General features: G+C 69.9%; 18 protein-coding genes. 6 read left to right on the forward strand and 12 right to left on the reverse strand.

Annotated features, from left to right (window positions below):
* Window positions 1–58: 58 nt before the first annotated feature.
* Window positions 59–604, reverse strand: a complete 546-nt coding sequence (locus ACLQ3B_RS05735) for a flavin reductase family protein (RefSeq protein WP_425777959.1) — start codon at window positions 602–604, stop codon at window positions 59–61.
* Between the two features lie 203 nt (window positions 605–807).
* On the opposite strand from ACLQ3B_RS05735, the gene ACLQ3B_RS05740 reads away from it, so the two are divergent.
* The 3 genes from ACLQ3B_RS05740 to ACLQ3B_RS05750 are packed head-to-tail and all read left to right on the forward strand — an operon-like array spanning window position 808 to window position 6,466.
* Window positions 808–3,657 (forward strand): glycosyl hydrolase, encoded by a 2,850-nt coding sequence (locus ACLQ3B_RS05740; protein WP_425777961.1) that lies wholly within the window; start codon window positions 808–810, stop codon window positions 3,655–3,657.
* 40 nt (window positions 3,658–3,697) lie between these two features.
* Window positions 3,698–4,891 (forward strand): cytochrome P450, encoded by a 1,194-nt coding sequence (locus ACLQ3B_RS05745; RefSeq protein WP_425777962.1) that lies wholly within the window; start codon window positions 3,698–3,700, stop codon window positions 4,889–4,891.
* Window positions 4,892–4,933: 42 nt separating this feature from the next.
* The gene (locus tag ACLQ3B_RS05750) at window positions 4,934–6,466 is read left to right on the forward strand and encodes an FAD-binding protein (RefSeq protein WP_425777963.1); all 1,533 of its coding nucleotides are present in this window, start codon (window positions 4,934–4,936) and stop codon (window positions 6,464–6,466) included.
* A gap of 55 nt (window positions 6,467–6,521) precedes the next feature.
* On the opposite strand, the gene ACLQ3B_RS05755 is transcribed toward ACLQ3B_RS05750, so the two are convergent.
* Genes ACLQ3B_RS05755 through ACLQ3B_RS05765 form a run of 3 tightly spaced genes read right to left on the reverse strand, consistent with a single transcriptional unit; the run spans window position 6,522 to window position 9,232 of the window.
* Window positions 6,522–7,673 carry an aromatic ring-hydroxylating oxygenase subunit alpha gene (locus tag ACLQ3B_RS05755; protein ID WP_425777964.1) on the reverse strand — a complete coding sequence of 384 codons (1,152 nt, stop codon included), beginning with the start codon at window positions 7,671–7,673 and terminating at the stop codon, window positions 6,522–6,524.
* Window positions 7,660–8,856 (reverse strand): class I SAM-dependent methyltransferase, encoded by a 1,197-nt coding sequence (locus tag ACLQ3B_RS05760; RefSeq protein ID WP_425777965.1) that lies wholly within the window; start codon window positions 8,854–8,856, stop codon window positions 7,660–7,662. Before ACLQ3B_RS05760 ends, ACLQ3B_RS05755 begins: the two co-directional genes overlap by 14 nt.
* A 40-nt stretch (window positions 8,857–8,896) precedes the next feature.
* Window positions 8,897–9,232, reverse strand: coding sequence for a muconolactone Delta-isomerase family protein (locus ACLQ3B_RS05765; RefSeq protein WP_425777966.1), 336 nt, complete (start codon window positions 9,230–9,232; stop codon window positions 8,897–8,899).
* A 178-nt stretch (window positions 9,233–9,410) separates the two neighbouring features.
* Here ACLQ3B_RS05765 and ACLQ3B_RS05770 point away from each other — a divergent pair, with 178 nt between their 5' ends.
* Entirely contained in the window at window positions 9,411–10,193 is a 783-nt protein-coding gene (locus ACLQ3B_RS05770) for a class I SAM-dependent methyltransferase (RefSeq protein WP_425777967.1), read from the forward strand.
* Between the two features lie 174 nt (window positions 10,194–10,367).
* Here ACLQ3B_RS05770 and ACLQ3B_RS05775 read toward each other — a convergent pair whose 3' ends face one another.
* From ACLQ3B_RS05775 to ACLQ3B_RS05785, 3 genes are read right to left on the reverse strand one after another with little or no spacing between them, the layout of a single operon-like run.
* The gene (locus tag ACLQ3B_RS05775) at window positions 10,368–11,618 is read right to left on the reverse strand and encodes an activator-dependent family glycosyltransferase (RefSeq protein ID WP_425777968.1); all 1,251 of its coding nucleotides are present in this window, start codon (window positions 11,616–11,618) and stop codon (window positions 10,368–10,370) included.
* 48 nt (window positions 11,619–11,666) lie between these two features.
* Window positions 11,667–12,815, reverse strand: coding sequence for a cytochrome P450 family protein (locus ACLQ3B_RS05780; protein WP_425777969.1), 1,149 nt, complete (start codon window positions 12,813–12,815; stop codon window positions 11,667–11,669).
* Between the two features lie 55 nt (window positions 12,816–12,870).
* Window positions 12,871–13,776, reverse strand: a complete 906-nt coding sequence (locus tag ACLQ3B_RS05785) for an AfsR/SARP family transcriptional regulator (RefSeq protein WP_425777970.1) — start codon at window positions 13,774–13,776, stop codon at window positions 12,871–12,873.
* Window positions 13,777–14,071: 295 nt separating this feature from the next.
* Here ACLQ3B_RS05785 and ACLQ3B_RS05790 point away from each other — a divergent pair, with 295 nt between their 5' ends.
* The gene (locus tag ACLQ3B_RS05790) at window positions 14,072–15,214 is read left to right on the forward strand and encodes a DegT/DnrJ/EryC1/StrS family aminotransferase (RefSeq protein WP_425777971.1); all 1,143 of its coding nucleotides are present in this window, start codon (window positions 14,072–14,074) and stop codon (window positions 15,212–15,214) included.
* A 69-nt stretch (window positions 15,215–15,283) separates the two neighbouring features.
* Here the strand turns inward: ACLQ3B_RS05790 and ACLQ3B_RS05795 are convergent, their stop codons facing one another.
* The 4 genes from ACLQ3B_RS05795 to ACLQ3B_RS05810 are packed head-to-tail and all read right to left on the reverse strand — an operon-like array spanning window position 15,284 to window position 19,747.
* Window positions 15,284–16,522, reverse strand: a complete 1,239-nt coding sequence (locus tag ACLQ3B_RS05795; protein WP_425777972.1) for a methyltransferase domain-containing protein — start codon at window positions 16,520–16,522, stop codon at window positions 15,284–15,286.
* Between the two features lie 20 nt (window positions 16,523–16,542).
* Window positions 16,543–17,667: a DegT/DnrJ/EryC1/StrS family aminotransferase gene (locus ACLQ3B_RS05800; RefSeq protein WP_425777973.1), complete on the reverse strand. Its 1,125-nt coding sequence runs from the start codon at window positions 17,665–17,667 to the stop codon at window positions 16,543–16,545.
* 6 nt (window positions 17,668–17,673) lie between these two features.
* Window positions 17,674–18,915 carry an acyl-CoA dehydrogenase family protein gene (locus ACLQ3B_RS05805; protein WP_425777974.1) on the reverse strand — a complete coding sequence of 414 codons (1,242 nt, stop codon included), beginning with the start codon at window positions 18,913–18,915 and terminating at the stop codon, window positions 17,674–17,676.
* A 28-nt stretch (window positions 18,916–18,943) separates the two neighbouring features.
* Entirely contained in the window at window positions 18,944–19,747 is an 804-nt protein-coding gene (locus ACLQ3B_RS05810) for an AfsR/SARP family transcriptional regulator (protein ID WP_425777976.1), read from the reverse strand.
* Window positions 19,748–19,971: 224 nt separating this feature from the next.
* Between ACLQ3B_RS05810 and ACLQ3B_RS05815 the strand changes: the two genes are divergently transcribed.
* Window positions 19,972–20,934: an NAD-dependent epimerase/dehydratase family protein gene (locus ACLQ3B_RS05815; RefSeq protein WP_425777977.1), complete on the forward strand. Its 963-nt coding sequence runs from the start codon at window positions 19,972–19,974 to the stop codon at window positions 20,932–20,934.
* Between the two features lie 11 nt (window positions 20,935–20,945).
* Here the strand turns inward: ACLQ3B_RS05815 and ACLQ3B_RS05820 are convergent, their stop codons facing one another.
* Window positions 20,946–22,166 (reverse strand): nucleotide disphospho-sugar-binding domain-containing protein, encoded by a 1,221-nt coding sequence (locus ACLQ3B_RS05820; RefSeq protein ID WP_425777978.1) that lies wholly within the window; start codon window positions 22,164–22,166, stop codon window positions 20,946–20,948.
* Window positions 22,167–22,234 lie beyond the last annotated feature (68 nt).

Genomic DNA, 22,234 nt, shown 5'->3' on the forward strand with positions numbered 1-22,234 from the left:
TGCGGGGTGGGTCGGCTTACCGTGCCAGGCGGCGTTCGAGTGCCACTCGAACGCCGGGCTACTCGTCCGGCGCGCCGAACCGCTCGAACGAGCCCCGGTAGAACAGCAACGGCCCGGCTTCCGCCGCGTCTTCGCAGCGGGCGAGACGGTGGACGCGCGTGACCACGATGACGTGGTCGCCGGCCGGGTACTCGGCCTCGACCGTCCCCTCGATCCAGGCCAGCGCCCCCTCCAGGACCGGCAGCCCGGCAGGCGACGGCCGCCACGCCAGCCCACGAAACTTGTCACTGCCCGGAGTGGCCAGCCGGCGGGCTTGTTCCCGCTGGTCGGCGGCGAGGAAACAGATGCAGTGCCGCCGGGCCCCGCGCATCCGCGGCCAGCTGCCACTGGTGCGGGCGACGCAGAACGCCACCAGGGGCGGTTCGAGTGAGACGGAGGTGAACGAGTTGACCAGCAGCCCGATCGGTGCCCCGCCATCGATCCCGGTGACCGCGGCGACGCCGGTGGCGAAGTGACCCAGCACGCGGCGGAACTCCGCCGGGTCTGCGTAGTTCCGGTCCGGTCCAAGCAGATCTTCGAGCGGCTCGATGCGGCTCGCCGCCATACGCGTTCCTTCTGCGCGTGCGGGCCGTGAGCGGCGGCGCCGCCCCGGTGTCTGTCCCCTCCATCGTGACCGGTGCGGCTCGAGCCGGACTTTAATCCACATGGGCCCGCATCGATCGCCGCTCAAGCGGAGTTTGAGCCCTCCGCCGGTCCTCCGGAGGTACCGTCGTGCGGCCATCGGACGGCCAGGAGTGGGGTAACTGCATGGTCCGGACAGATCCGCGCAACTTCGCCGACCCGGGGGCCGGGCAGCGGCCCCGGGTCCGGTGGTGGTGGCCCGGCGGGGCGGTGAGCGGACCGCAGATCGAGCACGAGCTTCGCGCGCTGCACGACGCCGGCTTCTCCCGCGCCGAGATCGCCCTGCTCCCGATGGGCCTGCCGGACTCCGTGCCGAGCGAATCCGTCCGGTCCTGGGGGACACCCGAGTTCACCGAACGCCTCGCCGACGCGCTGCGCACCGCACGGCGGTACGGCATGCGGATCGACCTCACGGTGAGTCCGGGGTGGCCGATGGCGAGTCCGGCCGTCGGCGGCGACCGGAACCACCTGGCGCAACGGAAGCTGGTGCGGGGCAGCCGCACCCTCGCCGGGGGTGCCACCATCGCCGAGATCCCGCCCCCGGAAGGGGACCGGACCGCGACGGACCAGCTCGTCGCCGTGACGGCGGTCCGGGTACTGGTCGATGCCGCCGAACCGGCCCGGCCGGTCATGCTCGACGAGGACTCCGCGGTCGACCTGACCGGCCGGGTGGCCGCCGGCGAGCTGTGCTGGACGGCACCGTGCGAGGGCGAGTGGCTGGTGTTCTCGTTCTGGTCCCGGGCATCCGGGCAGCGCTCGGTGGCCGAGGCGTCGATGCTGGACGCACCCGTGATCGATCACTTCTCGGCCGAGGCCGTCGCCGTGGCGATCGAGCACATCGACCAGTTCGTGCTGCCGGCGAGCCTCGATCCGCTGCTGGCGGAGGCCGGCGGCGACATCTTCGAGGACTCGCTGGAGATCGCCACCGACGCGGAGCTGTGGACCGCGAGCTTCCTGACCGAGTTCGCCCGGCGGCGCGGCTATGACCTCACGCCCTACCTGCCGGTGGTCCGGGTCGACCGGCTCTACCGGTTCGACTGGGAGACCCTGCTCGCGGGCATCACCCCGGACAGCCCAGCCGACTACGACCTGCCCGACGGCCGGGGCCGGCGGATCCGCCACGACTACTACCGGACCCTCAACGAGCTGTACGTCGACCACCACGTCACACCGCTGACGCGATGGGCCAATCGCCGGGGCCTGCGGTACCGCGCCCAGCCGTACGGCAACACCATGGACCAGGTCGAGATCGCCGGGGCGGTGCAGATCCCGGAGAGCGAGGACCTGGTGAGCTGGATCGCCGCTGGTGGCATGACCGACGGCGCCGTGGCCTACGAACGCGTGCTGGACTTCCACCGCGGGATCGCCGCCGCTGCGCACATGACCGGTGGGCGGGTGGTGTCGCTGGAGTGCTGCGCCGTGCTCAACGCGGACTACCAGACCGACCTGGCCGCGTTGCAGCGGCACGTCGACCGGGCGTTCAGTGCCGGCGTGAATCAGCTGGTCCTGCACGGGGTTCCCTACCAGGGCGTGCCGGGGGCCGCGTGGCCGGGCTGGGCGCCGTTCGCCAACGACAGCTCCCCGGAGGTCTCCGACGCCTGGGGGCCCAGGCAGCCGATGTGGCGGCACATGCGCGCGTACGCGGATTACGTGGCGCGGACGGCCACCGTGCTCCAGCACGGCCGGCCCCGGGTGGACGTGGCGATCTACAAGCAGGCGTACTGGTGCCTTGCCTGGCCCAAAATCACGGTCCCCGGGCTCGCCGACGCCGGGTACACGTACGAGTTCCTCACCCCGAGCCTGCTGGAGCACGACAATGCGGTCGTACGGGGCGGGCGGCTCGCCCCGGATCAGGCCGCCTACCGGGCGCTGGTCATCGACCACGAGCCCGCGATGGAGCCGGGAGTCCTGCGGCGGATCCGGGGGCTGGCGCGACAGGGCCTACCCGTCGTGGTGGTCGGGCCTCCGCCGTGCCGGGCCACGGGTTTTCGGGACGCCGACCGCCGTGACCAGGAGGTCGAGCGGCTCGCCGCCGAGCTGCTCACCTTGCCGCGGGTGCGCCGGGTCGACGACCAGGCACACATCCTCGACGCACTCGACGAGCTCGGCGTGCAGCCGGATGCCCGGCTGCACGGCGCCTCCGGCGTTGTCAGCGTGCACCGTGCGGCCGACGACGGCGACTACTACCACCTGACCAACCTGGGCGCCGATCAGGCCCGGTTGCGCGCCGACCTGCGCGGCGCCGGTGACGCTCGGATCCTCGACCCGTGGCGCGGCACGTCCCATCCGCTCCCCGGCCCGGTGACACCCGACCGGCGGTCGGTCGCCCTGCGGCTGGGGCGGGGCGAGAGCACCATCGTCTTCCTCGGCACCGGCGCCGGCCTGAGGGCCCGGCCGGTCCAAACGCCGGCACCGGCCGTCCCGGTCGTGCCCCGGTGGGAGCGGGAACTGACCGACTGGGACCTCGACGTGGCGGACTGGCGACCGGACGGCACCGTCCGCCACCGCCTGCGGCTGGGCGCGCTCGCGGACTGGCGCACGATCGAGCCGCTCGGCGACGCCGCCGGCATCGGCACGTACCGCGCCGATGCCGAGCTGCCGGCCGGGTCGGCGGACGGTGTCGACGCCGTGCTGCTCGACCTGGGACGGGTCGCGGGGACGGTACGACTCGAGGTGAACGGCCGGACCGTGCCGGTTGACTGCACCACCGGCCGCACCCCGGACGTGCGACCGTGGCTTCGCGAGGGCCCGAACCAGATCACGATCGAGGTCGCGACGACCCTGGGCAACAGGCTGATCGCGCTGGGCCGGGCGGGCGACGCGGCGTACGCACGGCTGGCCGCCCGGCCGACGCTGCCGGCGGGTCTGCTCGGACCGGTCCACCTGCGCGGTGTGACGGTCCGGGCGGACCCGTCGGGGTCCCGCGACGGCTCCAGTGTCGCTGAGGGCTGGCTCGAGGAGAGTTCGCTGGGATGAAGCCGACAACATCCACCGAGACCGACCTGGGGGTTCATCGATGGGCGGCCCGCACGTTTCCGAACCGATGCGCGAGATGCTCACCCGCTTCGAACGGATGCAGCAGGAGGAGCCGGTCAGCCTGGACCCGGTGACCGGGCGCTGGCAGGTCCTCCGCTACGCCGACGGGATGCGGGTGCTGACCGACGCCACGGTGTTCTCCAACGACCTCAGCGCCTTCATCCCGGACCACGAGGAGCTGAAGACCTTCCGGAAGGGCAACTTCCAGGCCATGGACGAGCCCCGCCACCGGGAACTGCGCGGCCTGGTCAGCCAGGGCTTCACGCCACGGTTCGTCCGGAGCCTGGCGCCGCGTATCGAGCAGGTCGCGGCGGAGCTGCTGGACGCGGTCCGTGAGTGTGGCAAGGACCGCATCGACCTGGTGGCCGACTTCGCCCACCCGCTGCCGGTCATCGTCATCGCCGAGGTCGTCGGGCTGCCGCTGGCAGACCGGGCGCTGTTCCGTAAATGGGCGGACGCGTTGCTGGTGGACAACGGCGTCGACGCGCTGTTCAGCGAGGAGGGCGTGGCCGCGATGGCGCCGTCGATTCGGGAGATGAACCAGTACCTGCTCGCCTACGTCCGCGAGTACCGCACGACCGGGCGGGAGGGCCTGATCAGCGACCTCCTCGGCGCCGAGACCAACGGCCGCCGCCTCGACGACCAGGAGATCGTCGGCTTCCTCGCGTTGCTGCTGATCGCCGGCCACCTCACCACCAGCACGGTACTGACCAACGCGGTGCTCTGCCTGGACGAGAACCCCGACGTGACCCGGCAGGTGCGCGCCGACCGCAGCCTGCTGCCGAACGCGATAGATGAGGTGATGCGGTACCGGTCGCCACTGGTCTGGATCGATCGCCGGAGCACCAGGGAGGTGGAGCTCGGTGGTCAGCGGATTCCGGCCGGCGCCCTGGTCAGTGTGTCCCTGGTCGCCACCATGCGGGACCGGCGCGAATTCGAGGCCCCGGATGTGCTGAACATCCACCGCAACCCGGTCCGCCACCTCGCCTTCGGTACGGGCATCCACTTCTGCCTCGGCGCGGCGCTGGCCCGTCAGGAGGTCCGGATCGCACTCACCGCCCTCTTCGACCGGTACCGCGACTTCTCGATCCCCGCCGACGAGCCGATCGTCTACCACGACCCGAAGGACTTCAACGGCACGAAGCTGCTTCCGCTCGACCTGGTGGCGGCCTGACCCGGGCGACCGGTCCCCGACAATCGACGCAGGGAGTACCACATGACGGAGTTGGCCGAGTCGGTGGCCACCGACGCCGAGGCGCCCGCGGGCGTACTCGTCACACCTGAGGATCCCCGGTACCGCGAACTGACCGGGGCGGCGAACGGCCGGTTCCGCTGCCATCCCCGCCAGGTGCTGATCGCGCGCTCGACCGCCCAGGTGGTGCGCGCGGTCCAGGCCGCGGTCGACGCGGATGCCCGGGTGGCCGTGCGCTCCGGCGGGCACTGCCTGGAGGACTTCGTCGACTCGGCGCAGACCCAGGTCCTGATTGACCTGTCCGAGCTGCACCGGGTCGGCTACGACCCGGGGCGTCGCGCCTTCTCCGTCGAGCCCGGGGCACTGCTCGGCGCGGCGTACCGGGCGCTGCTGAAGGGCTGGGGCGTAACCGTTCCGGCCGGACTGGAGGCGACCGTCGGCTTCGGCGGTCACATTCTGGGTGGGGGGTACGGGCCGCTGAGTCGCCGGCACGGTTGCGCCGTGGACCACCTGTACGCCGTCGAGGTGGTCGTCGTGGACCGGTCCGGGACGGCCCGCGCCGTCGTGGCCACCCGCGAGCCCACCGATCCCCACCGGGAGCTGTGGTGGGCACATACCGGCGGCGGTGGCGGCAACTTCGGCGTCGTCACCCGCTACTGGTTCCGCACGCCGGGGGCCGAAGGTGAGGATCCGTCCCGGCTGCTCCCCACACCGCCCGCCGAAGTGCTGGACAGCCTGGTCTTCTGGTCCTGGCCGGAGCTGACCCCGGAGTCGTTCCGCCGGCTGCTGCACAACCACGGGCGCTGGCACGAGCGGCACAGCGCGCCGGACTCGCCGTACACCAGCCTGTTCAGCATCTTTACGGTCATGCGCCGGCAGACCGGCATGCTCGGGTTGACGACGCAGGTCGACGCAGCGCATCCGGACGCCGAGCGCCTCCTGCGCGAATACCTGGCCGCGCTCACCGACGGGGTCACCGCCTCGTACACCCACGACGTGCAAACCCGGCCCTGGCTGCAGTCCATGCTGCGGCCGCGAATGACCGGCGATGTCTGGGGGCTACGGGCCAAGTGCAAGGCCGCATATCTGCGCAAGGCCCTCCACCCGACCCAGATCGACACCATCTATCGCCGGATGACCGGCGAGGAGTACGGCAATCCGGGGGCCGGCGTCATCTTCACCGCCTACGGGGGGCAGGCGTCCGTGGTCGCCCCGGATGCCACCGCGTCGGCCCAACGGGACTCGGTGCTGAAGGTGTTCTACCTGAACACCTGGACCGACGCAGCGCAGGACGACCGGCACGTGGCCTGGATCCGCGACTTCTACCGCGAGGTCTACGCCGACACCGGAGGCGTGCCGGTCCCCGGCGGCAACAGCGACGGCTGCTACATCAACTATCCGGACACCGACCTGGCGGATCCCGAGTGGAACGCGTCGGGCACGCCCTGGCACGCCTTGTACTACAAGGACAACTACCGGCGGCTGCAGCGGGTGAAGCAGCAGTGGGATCCGCGCGACGTCTTCCGTCACCGGCTGTCGATCGAGCTGCCGGAGTAACTCCCGGGCGATCCGGCAGGGCCGTGCGTATCCGTCACGGCCCTGCCAGCGGCCATCAGCTCAGTGCGAGTGCGAGGTTGCGGTAGAAGGCGAGCACACCCGGCTCCTTCGGGCTGAGGTGGCCGCGTTCGAGGTACCGGGAGCCGACGGTGCGCTGCACCGCCTCCAGACCCCGTCGGTCCTCCCCGTTGATCACACTGGTCACCGCCTCGATCTCGGCGCGGATGGCCGGCAGATCCGCTCCGTCAACGGCGGCTGCCGGCATCAGCGTGCCACCCCGCACCTGGGTCCGGTCGATCGACACGGGGATCAGGCTGAGCCAGGCGATGCTTTCGCCGAAGGTCGCCACGGCGGCGCAGGGGAACAGCCGGAAGCTGTACATGACCCGTCGCTCCGCCTCGGTCAGCGGCAGGAACCGGACGTCGAACGGATTACCGGCCGGGCTGATCAACCGCGTGACCAGCGGTGAGTCGAGGTGCACATTCATGTCGATGCCGCCGGTCATCAGCGGCTTGACGGTCTGCGGGTGGAATCCGAGGGCGTGGTAGTTCTCGTGGCTGTTCTCCACCGCGATCTTCCAGTTGCAGTGCCACTCCTCGGTCCAGGTGCTGACCTGCACCATCGCATCGAGGTGGTAGTTGGCCATCTCGGCATCCACGACGGCGAGGTCGTCGGCGAATGAGGGGGCGCCGGCGTCGAGATTGACGAAGACCAGCCCCTGCCACTGGTGTACGGCGAACGTGGGAAGCCGGCACCCGGACGGGTCGAAGTCGGTGTTGTCGCGCATGTGCGTGGCGGCGACCAGCGAGCCGTCGAGGCCGTACCGCCACAGGTGGTAGGAGCAGGTGAAATCCCTGGTGTTGCCACTGCCGGGCTCGACCAGCGGCATCATCCGGTGCCGGCAGACCGGCGAGAGCGCGTGCAGCCGTCCCCGTTCGTCTCGGGTGACCACCACCGGTTCGCCGGCGATGTCCAGGGCAATGTAGTCACCGGCCCCGGCGAGCTGGCTCACGTGCCCGACGAGTACCCACGACCGGCCGAAGATTCGCTCACGCTCGAGCTCGTAGATCTCGGGCGAGGTGAACATCCGCGGCGGCATGCTGAGCGCCGGCGGATCCGGTCGGAGGTAGTGGCGTAGGTCCGCGAGCAGCTCGCTCGTCGACAGCAGCGCACCCGCCGTGGTCGCGACGGCCTCAGTGGGATTCACGTGGTTCTCCCTTCTGCTGGTCCAGATGCTCGTCCGGGGCCGGTGGGATCGCCCCGAGAGCCGCCCAGGCCTCGTCGTCCATCCAGGCCGGGAAGCCGATGTCGTCGTTCGCGCCCTTCTCGATGAACGCGATGTTTCGGCACACGCGGACGCTGACCACCTGTTCCTGGGTGAGGGTCGGCCGCGTCCCGCGAGCGGGCCCCTGTTCCTGGTAGTGGATGTCGTCCAGGAGCCCCTTCAGCAGCCCGATCGACGTGTCCGGCCCGGCGACGGATCCGGCGCTGCCCCCGAACCTGGGGATGTAGGCGGTCTGCATGTCCTCGATGACGTAGACGCCACCGCTGCGGACGTACGGGAACAAGGTCTCGAACGAGATCCGGACGTGGGCGTTGTCATGGCTGCCGTCGTCGATGACGATGTCGAACGGGCCGTACCGCTCGGCGATGGCCCGCAACGCGCCGGCGTCGGCCTGGTCGCCGATGAGCGCGGTGAGGCGGGGCCGGTTCAGGGCGGACTTGTCGAACAGGTCGAGCCCGTAGATCAGGCCGCGGTGGAAGTACCGCTTCCACATCTGCAGCGACCCGCCGCCGAGCTCCCCGTCGAACCCTCCGATGCCGATCTCCAGGACCCGCACCGGCAGGTCGCGGTACCGGGCGAACTGCTCCTCGTAGTGCGCCGTGTACCAGTGGAAGCTCGCCCACTTGTCCGACCCGTACGCCAGCGAGAGCCTGCCCAGATCGAGGTGCGGTGTCGTACACCCGGACAGGAGCGTGCCGGAGGCCTGGTTCGTCGCCAGGACGAGCTCCGTCAGATCCCGTAGGTCGTCCGGGCGGGCCGGCAGGAAGGTGTCGTGGAAGTCCCCGACCTTGGGCGGCCCCATCGGCCCGAACAGGCGCCGCACCAGATCGACGGCGGCCATCCGCAGTTCGCGCTGGACCGGCACCGACTCGTCGTCCACGACACTGATCGGTTCGTCCCGGACGAGACGGAAGACCATCCGTCGGTGCGCGCCCTCGTGTGTCAGGTCCAGTGCGATGTGTACCGGCGTCCGGTTGACCGGCTCGTCACAGCGGAACAGCACCTCGTCGAGGAGGATGCGGACCACCGCGTCGAGGCCGGCCTCCTTGACCAGCGCCGAGAACTCGGCCTCCGGTGCCGTGCCGGCGAGGACCAGCCGTTCCATCAGCTCGTGATCCTGGTTCAATGGCGACCGGCCGGGCACGTCATCGACCAGCCGGTTCGGTCGGATCAGCTTCCCGGGCCCACTTGGCCAGTTGGGCCGCTGGATCGAAGCTCCCCGGCTCGGCCAGGGGAATCACCTCGAACCGCAGATGTGGGCTGACCGGGTTGTCGTACAGGCGGGCGAGCAGCTCCTCGTGCGACCCGACGTCGTAGATGTTCAGCCCGCCCGCAGCGCCGACCCGGATCCAGCTGTGCCGGATCACGCCCTTGGCCACCAGGGCCCTGGTGTAGGCGAACCCTTCGTGCAGCCGTTCCCTGAACTCCTTCGCCTCGCCCGGGGCGGGTGCCTGCGTCACCAGCACAGCGAACAGCGCCATCGCTCCTCCTCGGTCCGTATGCGGCCTAGTGCGACGGTAGGGGCGGGGAGTACGGACCGGCTCGAACCGGGCTCGAACCAGCCCTGCACCGCGGGAGCGTGTGTCCGCGCCTTTAACCGGGCTTTAGCCGGCCGCCCCACAGTCATTGCTGTGACGCCGCCGCGCGGAAGGAGATCGGATGATCAACAATGCCCTGTTCGACAAGCGCCTGACGAATTTTCAGATGTGGCAGGAGACGCCGTGGGGACGGTTGCGGTACGCGATCGTCGCCGCCAACCTGGCCCGCCATCTCGACGACCGTCCCCTGCGCGTGCTCGACGTCGCGGGCGGCAACGGTAAGGACGCCGTACGTCTCGCTGGGCGCGGCCACCACGTCACGGTGGTGGACGTGGCCCCGGTGTCGCTCACCGGGGCGAAGGAGCTCGCGGCGGAGCTCGGCGTCGCCGAGCGGATCGAGGTCCGCGAGGGCGACGCGCACGACGTGCCGGCCATGTTCCCAGACCAGGACTTCGATCTGGTGCTGTGCCACAACCTCCTGCAGTACGTGCCGGACCGCGCCACGGTGGTGCGGGCAGTCGTGAGCCGTCTCAAGCCGGGCGGTCTCATCTCGGTGGTAGGCCCGAACGCCTACGCGGTGCCGCTGGAGGCAGCCATCCGCGAGCTGGACCTCGACACCGCCCTCGCCGCCGTGGACGCGAAGGTCAAGCCCAATCGGGTGTACGGCAAGGACATCCCCGTGCTGACCGCGGAGGAGATCAGCAATCACCTCCGCGACGTCGACGTCGACGTCGTCGGCCATCACGGGGTCATGGCGGCCTGCCACCTGATCGCCGACAACGACATCAAGAGCGACCCGGTCTTCTTCGGCAAGCTGGAGGAGCTGGAAATCGCGCTGAGCAACCGGATGCCGTACCCGCACGCCGCCCGGATGTTCCACCTGATCGGCCGGCGCGTTCTTTAGCGATCCCGGCCAGACAGCAGCACGCCGTGTCCGATCGCGGCGTGCTGCTGTCTGGTCCGACCGAGGTGTGACAGCCGGCTGAGCCGGCAGCGGGTCAGGACCGCGTGCACGGTCGAGGCGGGCATCTACGCCGTGTCGTCACACGACCTCAACCAACCTGCCTGGGCGGTACACCTAGGCCGACGCGCTGCGGTGCCGACCGGTCATCGCGACCAGTTCCGGTACGACGTCGGTCGGGCTCGGCTCGGCCAGGAACGCGTCGTGCAGCTTCGCCGCGTCCTCCGCGAAGGACGGCTTCGTCAGCAACTGCTCGAGCCCGTCACGCATGCCCGCCGCGGTGAACTCGTGCGGCGGCAGGAAGAGGCCGGCGCCGAGCTGGGCCAGCCGCTGCGCCCGGTACACGTTGTCCCACATGCCGGCGATGACCAGCTGGGGCACTCCGCACATCGCCGCGGTCGACCACGTGCCCGCCCCGCCGTGATGGACCACGGCGGCGCACGTGGGCAGCAGGGCGTGCAGTGGCACGTACTCGGTGACCCGGGTGTTCTCGGGGATGGCGGACACCTCCGCCAGTTGGCCGGCGTCCAGCGTCGCGACGATCTCGACATCCAGATCGGCGACCGCGGCGAAGAACTCGTCGAGCGAGACCAGGTGCGGGTATGCCTTGTCCCGGACGGTGATGCCCAGGGTGAGGCAGACCCGCGGGCGGCGGGGCGGATCGCGCAGCCATTCCGGCACGACCGACCGGCCGTTGTACGGCACGTACCGCATCGGCACGGTTCGCTGCCCCAGGGAGAGCCTGACGGCGGCCGGCATCTGGTCGATGTTCCATTGACCGGTCACCACCTCCTCGTCGAACGGGCGGCCGAACCGGTCCAGCGTCCAGGTCAGCCAGTCCTCCAGCGCGTCGTCGCGCCGTTCCGGAGGGAGCAGCGCGAGCTCGCGGAGGAAATGCTGGCGGGTGCGGAGAAAGAGGTCCGGTCCCCAGAGCAGGCGGGCGTGCGCGGCCCCGACGACCCGGGCCGCGATCGCGCCGGCGAAGGTGAACGGCTCCCAGAGCACCAGGTCTGGCTTCCAGAACCGGGCGTAGTCGACCAGTGCGTCGACCATCGAGTCGTTGTTGGCCTGGGCGTAGAACGTCGAGGTGAGGAGCAGGTTCGCCGCCTGCAGGTCCTGCAGACCACCGCCGCGCTCGCCGGTGAAGTCGATGTCGCGGTAGAAGCCGGTCAGCTCCGCCCCGAGTTCCCGTACGAGTTGATGGTGGGTGTGGTCGGTGCCAACCGGTACCGCGGTCAACCCGGCCGCGGCGATCGGCTCGGTGAGGGCGGGGTGGCTGGCGAAGTGGACCTCGTGCCCGGCCGCGCGCAGCGCCCAGGCCAGCGGCACCATCCCGTTGAAGTGCGCCTCGACCGCCACGGACGTCATCAATACCCGCATCGTGAAAGGCCCTTTCCGGAAAGTGGTCGGTTAGATCTACGGGCGCCGGGCGGCGACGGGGAAGCGCACGACAGCGCGCGTGACCGGGGCGCGCAGCCGGCGCACCACGGGCCCGGTTCGGTGCAGCTCGGGCAGCGCGGTCGCCAGGGTCCGCAGGAGCGCGACCGCCGAAGTTCGCACCAGGGATGCGACCGGCCCCAGGTATGGACCGGCGAGGCAGAGCTCCGTCGCGCGGGAGGATGCCAGGGGGTCCGGCTGCCCGGCAGCGTCGCGCTGCCCTGCTTCCACGGACACGACTACGTCACTGTCCGCGCCGATCTGGACGCCGGCGAGCTCGACGTCCTCCCGGACAACCAGGCCGTGCAGTCGCACCGGGGAATCGAGCACCGCCGCCTCCGCGATGGCGTTCTCGGCCTGTTGCGGGTCCGCACCGAGCCGCCGCCACCGATCGGGGTGGTCGAGCAGGGGCAGCGTGGCGTTCACCAGCAGGTTGGTCGCCACCTCCACACCGAACACGAAGGCGACCATCCCTGCGGCGATCCGATCGTCATCCGCATCGGTGTGCTGCGCGAGCGTCGATCGCAGGTCGCGTACCGCCGTGATCATGGCCAGGGCGGGAGCCAGCCGCGGTGGGCACAGCGTCGCGTCCAGCGCGATCGCCGCCGACCCGCACCACCGTCCCAGCGACTCGCGCCGCTCGGCCGGGATCGCGAACATCTCGGCGACCAGCGCGACCATGGTCGGGCGTAGGAGATCGGCCGCGAGATCGAACGTGGCACCGAGCTGGTCGACGGCCGCCAAACCGAGGCGCTCGACGATGTCCGAGGGGGGCGGGTCGAGCTCGACCCGCCCTCGGACATCGCCGAGCGCCTCGACAGACGGCCCGCCGACGGCGGCGCACTGCCGCAGCACGTGCCCTTCCGGATAGTCCGCCGGAGTCCGGGCTGTCAACCGGGAGTCCGTGAGCACCTCGGCAGCGAGGCGGTGACTCCCGACGACCCAGGCCCCGGTCCGGCTTCGGTAGATCGGGCCCCGCCGCCGGAGCTGCTCGATCAGCTCGCTGCGGTCGTCCTCCTCGTCCCGTAGCAGCCGGGCGTAGGGGTCGCCGCGGTGTCCGTAGAGCCATTGCAGACTGCGCTCGGTCAGCAGGGCCCGGCCGAGTTCGCTGTCGGTCGACGTAACCATGCGTCCACCGTCGGCCGGCACAGTCGCGTGGCGCTCGGATGCGTCTCGAACGGGCTCACCCGGATGGACGGGCGAGCTGCAGATCGTCGTCGAAGTCGATCTCGTCGTTCAGGATGGCATGGTGGACCCGCTGCACCTGCGGCATCGGCTCCAGCCCGAGCTCGTCGATCAGGTTCCGGCGCAGCCGGTGGAAGACCTCCAGCGCCTGTGCGCGCCTGCCGCTGAGGTACAACGCCCGCATGTACTTTGCCTGCAGGCCCTCGTGCAGCGGATTCTCCACGGTGAGCGCGGCCAGCGTGCTGAGCACCTCCAGGTACATGCCCTGCCGGAGCTTGGCGCCCACCAGGTACTCGATCGTTGTGAGTCTGGACTCCACCAGCTCATGGCGCTTCGACTCGAGCACGCGCCCCAGCGGCACGTCGATCAGGGCTGGGCCGCGCCACAGTTGCAGTGCCTCGCTGAGCTGCGCGATGCCCTTCAGGTCGTCTCTGACGTCGAGTGACGCGCATCCGGCCGACCTCAGTCGATGGTATTCCCGGACATCGAGGACGGCTCCGTCGCTTTGAAACACGTAGCCGCCGCCCTTTGTCACCAGAACATTCCGACTGACCTCCGCAGCGGACTGACCGGTGGCCTCGACGAACATCTTCCGTAGGTTGAGAATGTAGGTCTGCAACGTCGTCAGGCTGCTGGCCGGAGGATCGTTATCCCACAATTCGGATACGAGAACGGGGACGGGAAGTATTTGGTCAGCGTGCGCAAGAAGCATTGCCAGAACATTTCGCGGCTTCCGAGCACTTGGTGTCCGACACTTTGAGGAATAGACAGAAAGTGGTCCCAGGATTCCTATGAAAGGTGCTGCTTCTGGATTTAATAAATGCATCTCCAGCCTCCCGTGAGACGTAACGGGAAGCTGTGCCGCCCGGGCCCCCGTCGATGCGCGCGAGAAAAATCGTACCATAGATGCTCGCCAGTGCAGACTCCCGAGTTAACCTATTCACACCGGCCGATTGCCCGTACACCTGTTACCAGGGCGCGTCTACGACCGTCCGGCCGCCCGCGACCGTCGACAGTGGACACACGATAATCGGCGTGAATGCAGCGTGCGGGCGTCCTGGGAGATGCCGCTCCGGCTTCGGGGCTCCTGTCGTTCGTGCAGTTTGGCGAACGTCAACATTTTAGCCGTGCTTTAGTAACGAACTGTATGTTGGTCACATGCGGGTTCTCTGCATCATGAGTGAGACCGGGGGACGCCTGTGATCAACGTGACGCAGCCCAGTATCGGCGCGGAGGAACTCGCCGCCGTCGGCGCGGTGTTCGACACCAATTGGCTCGGATACGGCCCGCGAACACAGGAGTTCGAGGAGCTGTTCGCCGAGTTTCTCGGCGTGCCGGCCGATCGCGTGCTGTTTCTCAATTCGGCGACGTCGGCCCTATTTCTCGCCGCCGAACTGCTCGGTATTGGGCCGGGCGACGAGGTGGTCCTACCGTCGAACGGTTTTATCGCGAACGCCAACTGCGTGGTGGCGGCCGGCGCCCGTCCCGTGTTCTGCGACCTCGACGAGTCGCACCTCAACCCGTCGGTCCAGGACATCATCGACGTGCTGACGCCGCGCACCAGGGCGGTGATGATCCTGCACTACGGCGGGTACCCCGGCGACCTGGAGAAGATCGCCGCCCTCTGCGCCGAGCGGGGCATCGCGCTGGTCGAGGACGCCGCCGTCTCCATAGCGTCAAGTGTGGACGGTCGGATGTGCGGCACGTTCGGCGACCTCGGCGTCTGGAGCTTCGACTCCCGCAAGGTCATCACCACCGGCGACGGCGGCATGCTGTACGTCCGGGACCCGGAGGTGGCCCGCCGGGCGCGGCGGCTGGCCTACCACGGCCTTGAGGACCGCAGCTCGTTCACCACGGCCGTGAAGTCGCCGCACCTGTGGTGGAGCTTCGACATTGAGGACGTCGGGCGCCGCCTCATCGGCAACGACATCACGGCGGCGATCGGCACGGTGCAGCTGGGCAAGCTCACCAGGTTCGTCGAGCGGCGGGCCGCGATCGGCCGGCGGTACGACCGTGCGTTCGCCGGTGTGCCGGGGATCCGGACCCCGCCGCCACTGCCGGCCGGGCATCGGTCCACCCACTACTTCTACTGGCTGCGCTTCGAGAGCCTCGCCATCCGCGACGGCGTGAGCGAAGACCTGCTGGGCCGGGGCATCTACACGTCGTGGCGCTACTATCCGCTGCACCGTGTACCGCACTACGGCGCGACGGACGCCGTACTGCCCAGGACCGAGGCCGTCTCGGACACCGCCCTGCTGCTCCCCGCCCACCAGTCCCTGCGCGACGACGAGGTCGACCTGATCGCCGAGGAAGTGATCAAGGCCGTTCAGGCCCGCACCTGACCCACACCCGAAGCGCCGCGTCCCGGAAGGGGCGCGGCGCTTCTGTGTCCTCGTGTCGAGCTCCGCCGGTCAGACGATGTGGACCTCGGGCACGTAGAGGATCCACTTGCCGCCGGCCGCCTGGAACTCCTGCTCCTTAGCCATGATTTCTTCGGCGTGGTTCCAGGCGAAGAGCAGGGCGTAGTCCGGGTACGGGTCGGCGAAGTCGGCCGCCGGACGGACCGGGATGTGCCGGCCCGGCGTCAGGTGGTGCTGCTTGCCCGGCGTGGTGTCGCACACGTAGGCGACCAGCTCGGGGCCGATGCCGCAGAAGTTCGTCACGGTGGCGCTCTTCGCGGTGGCGCCGTAGCCGACGACCCGCCGCCCTTCGGCGCGCAGCCGGTGCAGCAGCGCGGTCAGGTCGGCGCGGACCCGTTCGACGCCGACGGCGAAGGACCGCAGCGTCGCGATGTCGGTCAACTGCTGCGCGCTCTCCTCGGCGAGCAGCCGGGCGACCGCCGGCGTAGGGGTGCGGGCGCCACGGCGGGCGAGGAAGTAGCGGACCTCGCCGCCGTGGACGGCCAGCCGCTCGACGTCGACCAGTTCGAAGCCGAACCGTTCGGCCGCCGCCCGGACCGATCCCGCCGAGAAGAGGTAGAAGTGCTCGTCGTAGATCTGGTCGAACGACGTCTTGGCGACGATGTCGCCAAGGTAGGGGTCTTCGAAGACGAACACGCCGCGTTCGGTGAGCAGGGCGTCGACGCCGCGAAAGACCGACTCCAGGTACGGGATGTGGCACATGGTGTTGGCCGCGTAGATGACGTCTGCCTGGCCCTCCGCCTCGCGGACCGCCGTGGCGGTCGAGGCTTCGAAGAAGTCGGTGCGCACGCGGATGCCCTGCGCGCGGGCGACTTCGGCGACGCCGCTCGACGGTTCGAAACCCAGGTGCCGGATGCCGGCCTCCTGCATGCTCTTGAGCATGATGCCGTCGTTGCAGCCGATCTCGACGACGAACGGGTCGGGGCCGGTCAGCTCGCTGTCCAGGAACCTGCGGGCGATCCGCGCGAAGTGCTCGCGCATCACCGACGACCCCGAGGAGTGGTACGGGTACGCCTCGTGGAACATCAGCTCCCGCGGTACCTCCTCGGTCAGCTGCACCATCGAGCAGCCGTGACACTGCCCCACGGCGAGTCGGTAGAAGAATTCGCCCGCCAGGTCGTCCGCGGTGAGGAACCGGTCCGACAGCGGCTGGCGGCCCAGGTCGAGGAATTCGTCCACCACGCCGCCACAGATGCGGCAGCTGACGGTCGCGTTGGCCGGTCCGGTCATGCCAGAGCTCCTTTGTGGTTTCACAGGTCCGCCATTACTTCGCGCAGAGCGCCGATCACCTTGTCCTGAACGTCGCCGGGCAGCGAGGGATACATCGGCAGCGAGAAGATCTCGGTGGCGAGGCGCTCGGTCACCGGCAGCGAGCCGGCCGCGTAACCGAGCTTGGCGAAGCCGCTCATCGTGTGCACCGGCCAGGGATAGCTGATGTTGAGCTGGATGTCGTACCGCTGGGCGAGCCGCTCCATGATCTGGTCTCGCTGGGGATGGCGCACGACGTACACGTAGTAGACGTGTTCGTTGCCGTCCGCGACGGCCGGCAGTGTCAGGCCGCCGGGTCCGGTCAGGTCGCCGAGCCCTTCCGCGTACCGGCGCGCCGCCGCCTGCCGGCCCGCGATGTACGTGTCGAGCCGACGCAGCTTGGTGCGCAGGATCTCGGCTTGCAGCGCGTCGAGGCGGCTGTTGTGCCCCGGCGTGCGCACGACGTAGTAGACCTTGTCCATGCCGTAGTAGCGCAGCTGACGCAGGCTCCGGTCGACCTCGGCGTCGTCGGTGAGCACCGCGCCGCCGTCGCCGTACGCACCGAGCACCTTGGTGGGGTAGAAGGAGAACGCGGCGGCGTTGCCCATCGATCCGGCCAGCCGGCCGTGGTGGCGTGCGCCGTGCGCCTGCGCGCAGTCCTCGAGGATGACCAGGCCGTGCTCGGCGGCCAGGCGCTCCAGCGGCGCCATGTCGACGCACTGCCCGAACAGGTGCACCGGCACGAGCGCCCTGGTGCGCGGCGTGATGGCCGCCACGACCTGGTCGGTGTCCATCAGGAAGTCCTCCTGGCGCACATCGACGAAGACCGGTGTGGCGCCGGCGTTGTCGATGGCGACCACGGTGGGAGCGGCGGTGTTCGAGACGGTGATCACCTCGTCGCCGGGGCCGACCCCCAGGGCCTGCAGTCCCAGTGTCACCGCGTTGGTGCCGTTGTCGACGCCGGCGCAGTGCGCTACACCGTGGTACGCGGCGAACTCCTCCTCGAAGCCGCCTACGCTGCCACCGAGGATCAGCTGGCCGGACTCGAACACCGTCTCGACGGCGGTGAGCAGATCGGCCTTCTCCAGTTCGTACTCCGGTAGGTAGTCCCAGACACGAGTCGTCATAGCCCCTCACCGTGATGTAGACGTGGACCTTGCCGCCCAGACACTCATGTAGTTGTTGTCCCGTTCGTTGCCCAGCACCTGGGCGCTGAGGAAGTCGACGGCGTCGGCGTAGGTGTACGGGTTCATGAAAGAGCCGGCCTGCACGTCGCGGTAGTACCGGGCCAACGGGTGGCCCGCCGCGAACGCCGCACCGCCGACCAACGTCAGGCAGTCGTACACGACCGCCGGTGCCAGCTGGTTGACCACCAGCTTGGCGCACTGGAACTCCCGCATCATCCGCCGGCCGCGCTCTGCAGGGTCCATGGAGTCGTTGTCGGCACGGAGTTCGTCGGCCGTGGTCACCGCCGCGCCCGCGGTGGCCCGCAGGGCGTAGACGCGGGCGTCGAGCGCGGCGATCAGGCTGCGGACCGCCGCCTGCGCCGCGGAGCGTCGGACGACCGCCGCCACCGCCGTGTCGTACGCGGCCTGCGCCACGCCTGTGTAGATGCCGAGCATGGCGACCGAGCTGACCGTCTGGCCGGCGAGTGCCGCGTCGTTGCGCGCGCCGACGAGGTCACGAATCAGCACCTCCTCCTGCGGGATCGGACAATCGTTGAAGACGATGTCCACCGTGCCGGAGGCGCGCATCCCGAGGCCGTCCCAGTTGTCCAGCACGGTGAGGCCGGGATTGTCGCGGGTGACGATCGGCACGACGAGGCGCGGCGGCTCGCCCGGCACGTCGGTGTGCGCGTTGATGACGAAGTGGGTGCCGATCGGCCCCATGCTCACAAGCGTTTTGCCGCCGGAGAGCACCCAGCCGCCGGACCCGTCAGGTCGCAACTTCGTCACCGTCGACGGCTGGTCCTTGATACCCGAGCAGATGACCGCCTCGCCGGCGACCATCTGCCGCATCAGCCGCTCGGCCAGCGCCCGGGCCCGGGCGTCGCCGTGCCGCCACTCGTAGGTGAGCGTGATGCCGCGGCTGAACTGCATGTGCAGTGCGAGCGCGGTCGACGCGTCGGCGCCCGCGACGTGCACGAGCGCGGCCGCCACGTCGTAGAGCCGTTCCACGCCGATCCCGCCCAGCTCGACGGGGACGGTCGCGCCCATCAGGCCGTCCTTGCGGAATACGTCGAACGTGGCGGTGGGGAATGTGCCGGCCCGGTCGTGCGCGGCGGCCGTCGAGCGGATCTGTGGCAGGTATGCGGTGAGCCGGTCGACCAGGGCGTGGCCCTCGGCCGTCACCGGTACGTGGAGCCCGGTTGTCATCGGCGTCCTCCGATCGTCGGCTTGCAGGTCAGCTGGCGCGGACTCGGATGTCACCTTCGCGGCGGGAACGCCGGACACTGAGCTCGTCGAGCCGATCGTCCAGGATGTACTCGTGCGCCTCCCGGAGGAGCCGGCACGGATCCAGCCCCAGCTCTTCGCGTATCCGCTTGTGGGCCGTGCGGTACACCTTCAGGGCCTCGGCGCGGCGCCCGGCCAGGCTGAGCGCCTCCATGAGGAATGCGTAGGGGTTTTCCCGCAGCGGGTATTCGGTAATGAGGGGGTAGAGGATGCGGATCGCCTCGCCCGCCTGGTCGGAGGCGAGCAGCGCATGGGCGAGCAGCTCCATGCAGTCGACCCTGAGCTCTTCGACCCAGTTGGCGAACTCCCTGACGATCGGCCCCTCGTGGGAGGCGGCCTGCACGGGCTCGCGCCAGACACCGATCGCCTCGGACAGTGTCCGGGCCGCGGCGGCGTTGTGGCTCATGCCCATCTGCATCCGGCCCTTTTCCCGCAGGGCGAGGAACAGGTCCACGTCGAGTTCGTCGCGGCCGAGCTCGAGCATGTAGCCGGGGGCCCGGGTGGTGATGACGTCGGCATTGCCGGAGTACTTGTTGAGGGCCTTGCGCAGTTGCGAGACGTAGACGTGCAGCGACGCGACCGCGCGGGTGGGCGGCGTCTTGTCCCACAGCTCCTGCATGAGTTGGTCGAGCGATACGACCTGACCGTTGCGGATCAGCAGCGTGCGCAGCAGTGCCTCCATCTTGTGCGTGCCGACCGGCGGTGACTCACCGCCGACCGTGATGCGCAACGGCCCGAGAATCTCGTACCTCAACGTCCAACCTCCAAACCCCGCGTGAGCCTCGTTGGTCGAATATCAGCCTGCTGGGAGATCCCACACTGCCTGCCAAACTCTCGAACTGCGCCACATAGGATCAGCCGAACGTAGCCGGACTGACTCGATCCTCGGTACAAGGTCGCTCGCGGGCGGGACGGTAGACGCGGTCCATTGCCGCATCTACCCTTGATCCCATTTCGTGCACCTCGGGGGAGACGTCGATGGGGCAGGCCGAAGGTGGGAGCCGTCGGGTCGTCGTGCTGGGCGGCACTGGTTCGGTGGGCAGACACGTCTGTGCGGAGTTCCTCCGGAGTGGGTACCGCGTGGTGGTGGTGGCCCGGAGTCCGGCCGGCGGGGTGGCACCCGGCTACTTCCTTCCCCTCGACCTCGCCGCGGCGACGCCGGAGCGGATCGGCGCGCTGCTGCGAGAGTCGGACGTCGACGTCGTCGTCAACGCGACCGACGCGGCGAACGCCACGGACGGCTGGGATCGCACCGAGGCGGAGATGACCCGCGCCAACGTGGGGATGGTGACGAACCTGCTGGCCGCGATGCGCACGGCGCCGCGCCGGCCCCGGCTGGTCCACGTCGGCACCATTCACGAGTACGGCCCGGCGCCGTCCGGCACCGCGATCGATGAGTCGTTCGTCCCGCGGCCGACCTCGGTCTACGCCCGCACCAAACTGGCCGGGTCGGCCGCGGTGCTGGCGGCCACGGCCGACGGCGTGGTCGATGGTGTGGTGCTGCGGTCGGTGAACGTCTGCGGCCCGCACCCGTCGCCGGAGACGCTGCCGGGCAAGCTGTTGCGCATGCTGGACGAGACCTCCCGGACCGGGCGGATGCCGATCACCATCGTCCCGGTCAGCCGGGACTTCGTCGACGTGCGCGACCTGGCCGTGGCGGTACGGCTGGCCGCCGAACGGCCGGGCGTGGGCGGTCCGGTCAACATCGGCAGTGGGGTCGCGGTGCCGTTGCATGACCTGGTGACGCTCTTCGTGACAAGCGCCGGCTTTCCCGCGTCGATCATCGAGCTCCAGGCCGGTGCCGTGTCGAGCCTGGGGGCAGACTGGACCAGGGCGGACATCCGGCTGGCGCACGAGCTGTTCGGATGGGCGCCCCAGATCCCGCTCGCCGTGTCGCTGCGCGAGATGTGGCAGGCTTACCAGCGTCTCGGGACGGGGTAGCTCCGGACCGTTCAGGCCAGACGTTCCAGCGTGTGCACCAGGTCGGCCGGCGTCGGGGTGGCGGCGATCTCGTCCTGCACCTTCCGCGCCGCGATTCGGATCGACGCGTCGGTGAGCGCCGCCGTCACCGCCGATCTGATGGCGTCGGCGTCGGCCTGGCCGGGGTCCAGCACGACACCGGCACCGGTGGTACCGAAGTTCGCGGCAATCAGTGGCGTGTCGGCAGTCGCCGGCATGAGCACCTGCGGTACCCCGTAGGCGGCCGCGGTGAGGACCGTGCCCGGGCCGGACTGGTTGACGATGGCGGCGCAGCTCGGCAACAGCAGGCTGAGCGGAAGGTTCTCGGTGATCCGGACATTGTCCGGAACGTCCCCGATCCGGTCGAGGTCGGCGCGCCCGGCCGCCACCACGGCCTCGACGTCGAGCTCGCCGAGCGCCGCGACGACCCCGGGCAGCAGGGTGTTGCCGCCGGCGAGCATGGCCGCCGTCGTGCCCCAGGTGACACAGACGCGAGGACGCCCGGGATCCTCGAGGATCCAACCGGGCACGGCGCCCGCGGCACTGCCGTTGTACGGCACGGCGCGCTCGGCCAGCCGGTTGGGCACGCCGGGCAGTTGCAGGCTGGTCGGCCACGGGTCGACGGTGTGCATCGGATAGTCGTCGCGCACCTCGACGTCGTACCGGTCGAAGAGGTCCACCAGTCCCGTCGGCCACTGCCTGTGGACGTCGCCGGGCGTGGCGCGGCCCTGCAACGGGTGGCCGCCGGTCACGTCCGGACCCCAGATGTGCCGGACGAGCGGAATCCCGAGGGTGGCGGAGATCAGGGGTGCGGCGAACGCCAGTGGGTCGGTGACCACGAGCTGCGGCGACCACCGCTCGGCGAACGGGAACAGGTCCGCGGCCATCAGTTCGGCGAGCCTGACCAGCGGGGCGAACCGGGCGTCCCGCTGCCGGCGCACCTCCTCGGGCGGCAGGTCGGCGAGGCCGGCCGACAGGCTTCCGATGTCACCGGGCCGGCGGCCGGGCTCGTCCCGCACCTTGAGCAGCTCGGCCAGGGGGTCGTAGCCGGCGGCGACCTCGACCGCGCTCAGTCCGGCGCCGACGATCGCCCCGGTGAGCCCGGGCTGCGCCGCGACGCGTACTTCGTGCCCGGCGGCCCGGAACGCCCACGCCAACGGAATCATCGGATAGAGGTGCGTCCGCTGAGTGAACGAGGCAAACAGGACCCGCATCGAAGACCTCCCGAAATCCAGTTTGCGCCAGTGGATCGCGGCCCGCTAAACACGTCCTAAAGCCCTGA

The sequence above is a fragment of the Micromonospora sp. DT53 genome (genome assembly GCF_049841535.1).
Classification (GTDB): domain Bacteria; phylum Actinomycetota; class Actinomycetes; order Mycobacteriales; family Micromonosporaceae; genus Micromonospora.

Excerpts from the sequence above, each read along its gene's own strand:
- ACLQ3B_RS05780 (WP_425777969.1), bottom strand. The coding sequence starts at position 12,815 with ATGGTTACGTCGACCGACAGCGAACTCGGCCGGGCCCTGCTGACCGAG.
- ACLQ3B_RS05740 (WP_425777961.1), top strand. The coding sequence starts at position 808 with ATGGTCCGGACAGATCCGCGCAACTTCGCCGACCCGGGGGCCGGGCAG.
- ACLQ3B_RS05765 (WP_425777966.1), bottom strand. The coding sequence starts at position 9,232 with ATGGCGCTGTTCGCTGTGCTGGTGACGCAGGCACCCGCCCCGGGCGAG.
- ACLQ3B_RS05760 (WP_425777965.1), bottom strand. The coding sequence starts at position 8,856 with ATGGAACGGCTGGTCCTCGCCGGCACGGCACCGGAGGCCGAGTTCTCG.
- ACLQ3B_RS05815 (WP_425777977.1), top strand. The coding sequence starts at position 19,972 with ATGGGGCAGGCCGAAGGTGGGAGCCGTCGGGTCGTCGTGCTGGGCGGC.
- ACLQ3B_RS05800 (WP_425777973.1), bottom strand. The coding sequence starts at position 17,667 with ATGACGACTCGTGTCTGGGACTACCTACCGGAGTACGAACTGGAGAAG.
- ACLQ3B_RS05750 (WP_425777963.1), top strand. The coding sequence starts at position 4,934 with ATGACGGAGTTGGCCGAGTCGGTGGCCACCGACGCCGAGGCGCCCGCG.
- ACLQ3B_RS05745 (WP_425777962.1), top strand. The coding sequence starts at position 3,698 with ATGGGCGGCCCGCACGTTTCCGAACCGATGCGCGAGATGCTCACCCGC.
- ACLQ3B_RS05795 (WP_425777972.1), bottom strand. The coding sequence starts at position 16,522 with ATGACCGGACCGGCCAACGCGACCGTCAGCTGCCGCATCTGTGGCGGC.
- ACLQ3B_RS05785 (WP_425777970.1), bottom strand. The coding sequence starts at position 13,776 with ATGGTACGATTTTTCTCGCGCGCATCGACGGGGGCCCGGGCGGCACAG.
- ACLQ3B_RS05770 (WP_425777967.1), top strand. The coding sequence starts at position 9,411 with ATGATCAACAATGCCCTGTTCGACAAGCGCCTGACGAATTTTCAGATG.
- ACLQ3B_RS05805 (WP_425777974.1), bottom strand. The coding sequence starts at position 18,915 with ATGACAACCGGGCTCCACGTACCGGTGACGGCCGAGGGCCACGCCCTG.
- ACLQ3B_RS05820 (WP_425777978.1), bottom strand. The coding sequence starts at position 22,166 with ATGCGGGTCCTGTTTGCCTCGTTCACTCAGCGGACGCACCTCTATCCG.
- ACLQ3B_RS05735 (WP_425777959.1), bottom strand. The coding sequence starts at position 604 with ATGGCGGCGAGCCGCATCGAGCCGCTCGAAGATCTGCTTGGACCGGAC.
- ACLQ3B_RS05775 (WP_425777968.1), bottom strand. The coding sequence starts at position 11,618 with ATGACGTCCGTGGCGGTCGAGGCGCACTTCAACGGGATGGTGCCGCTG.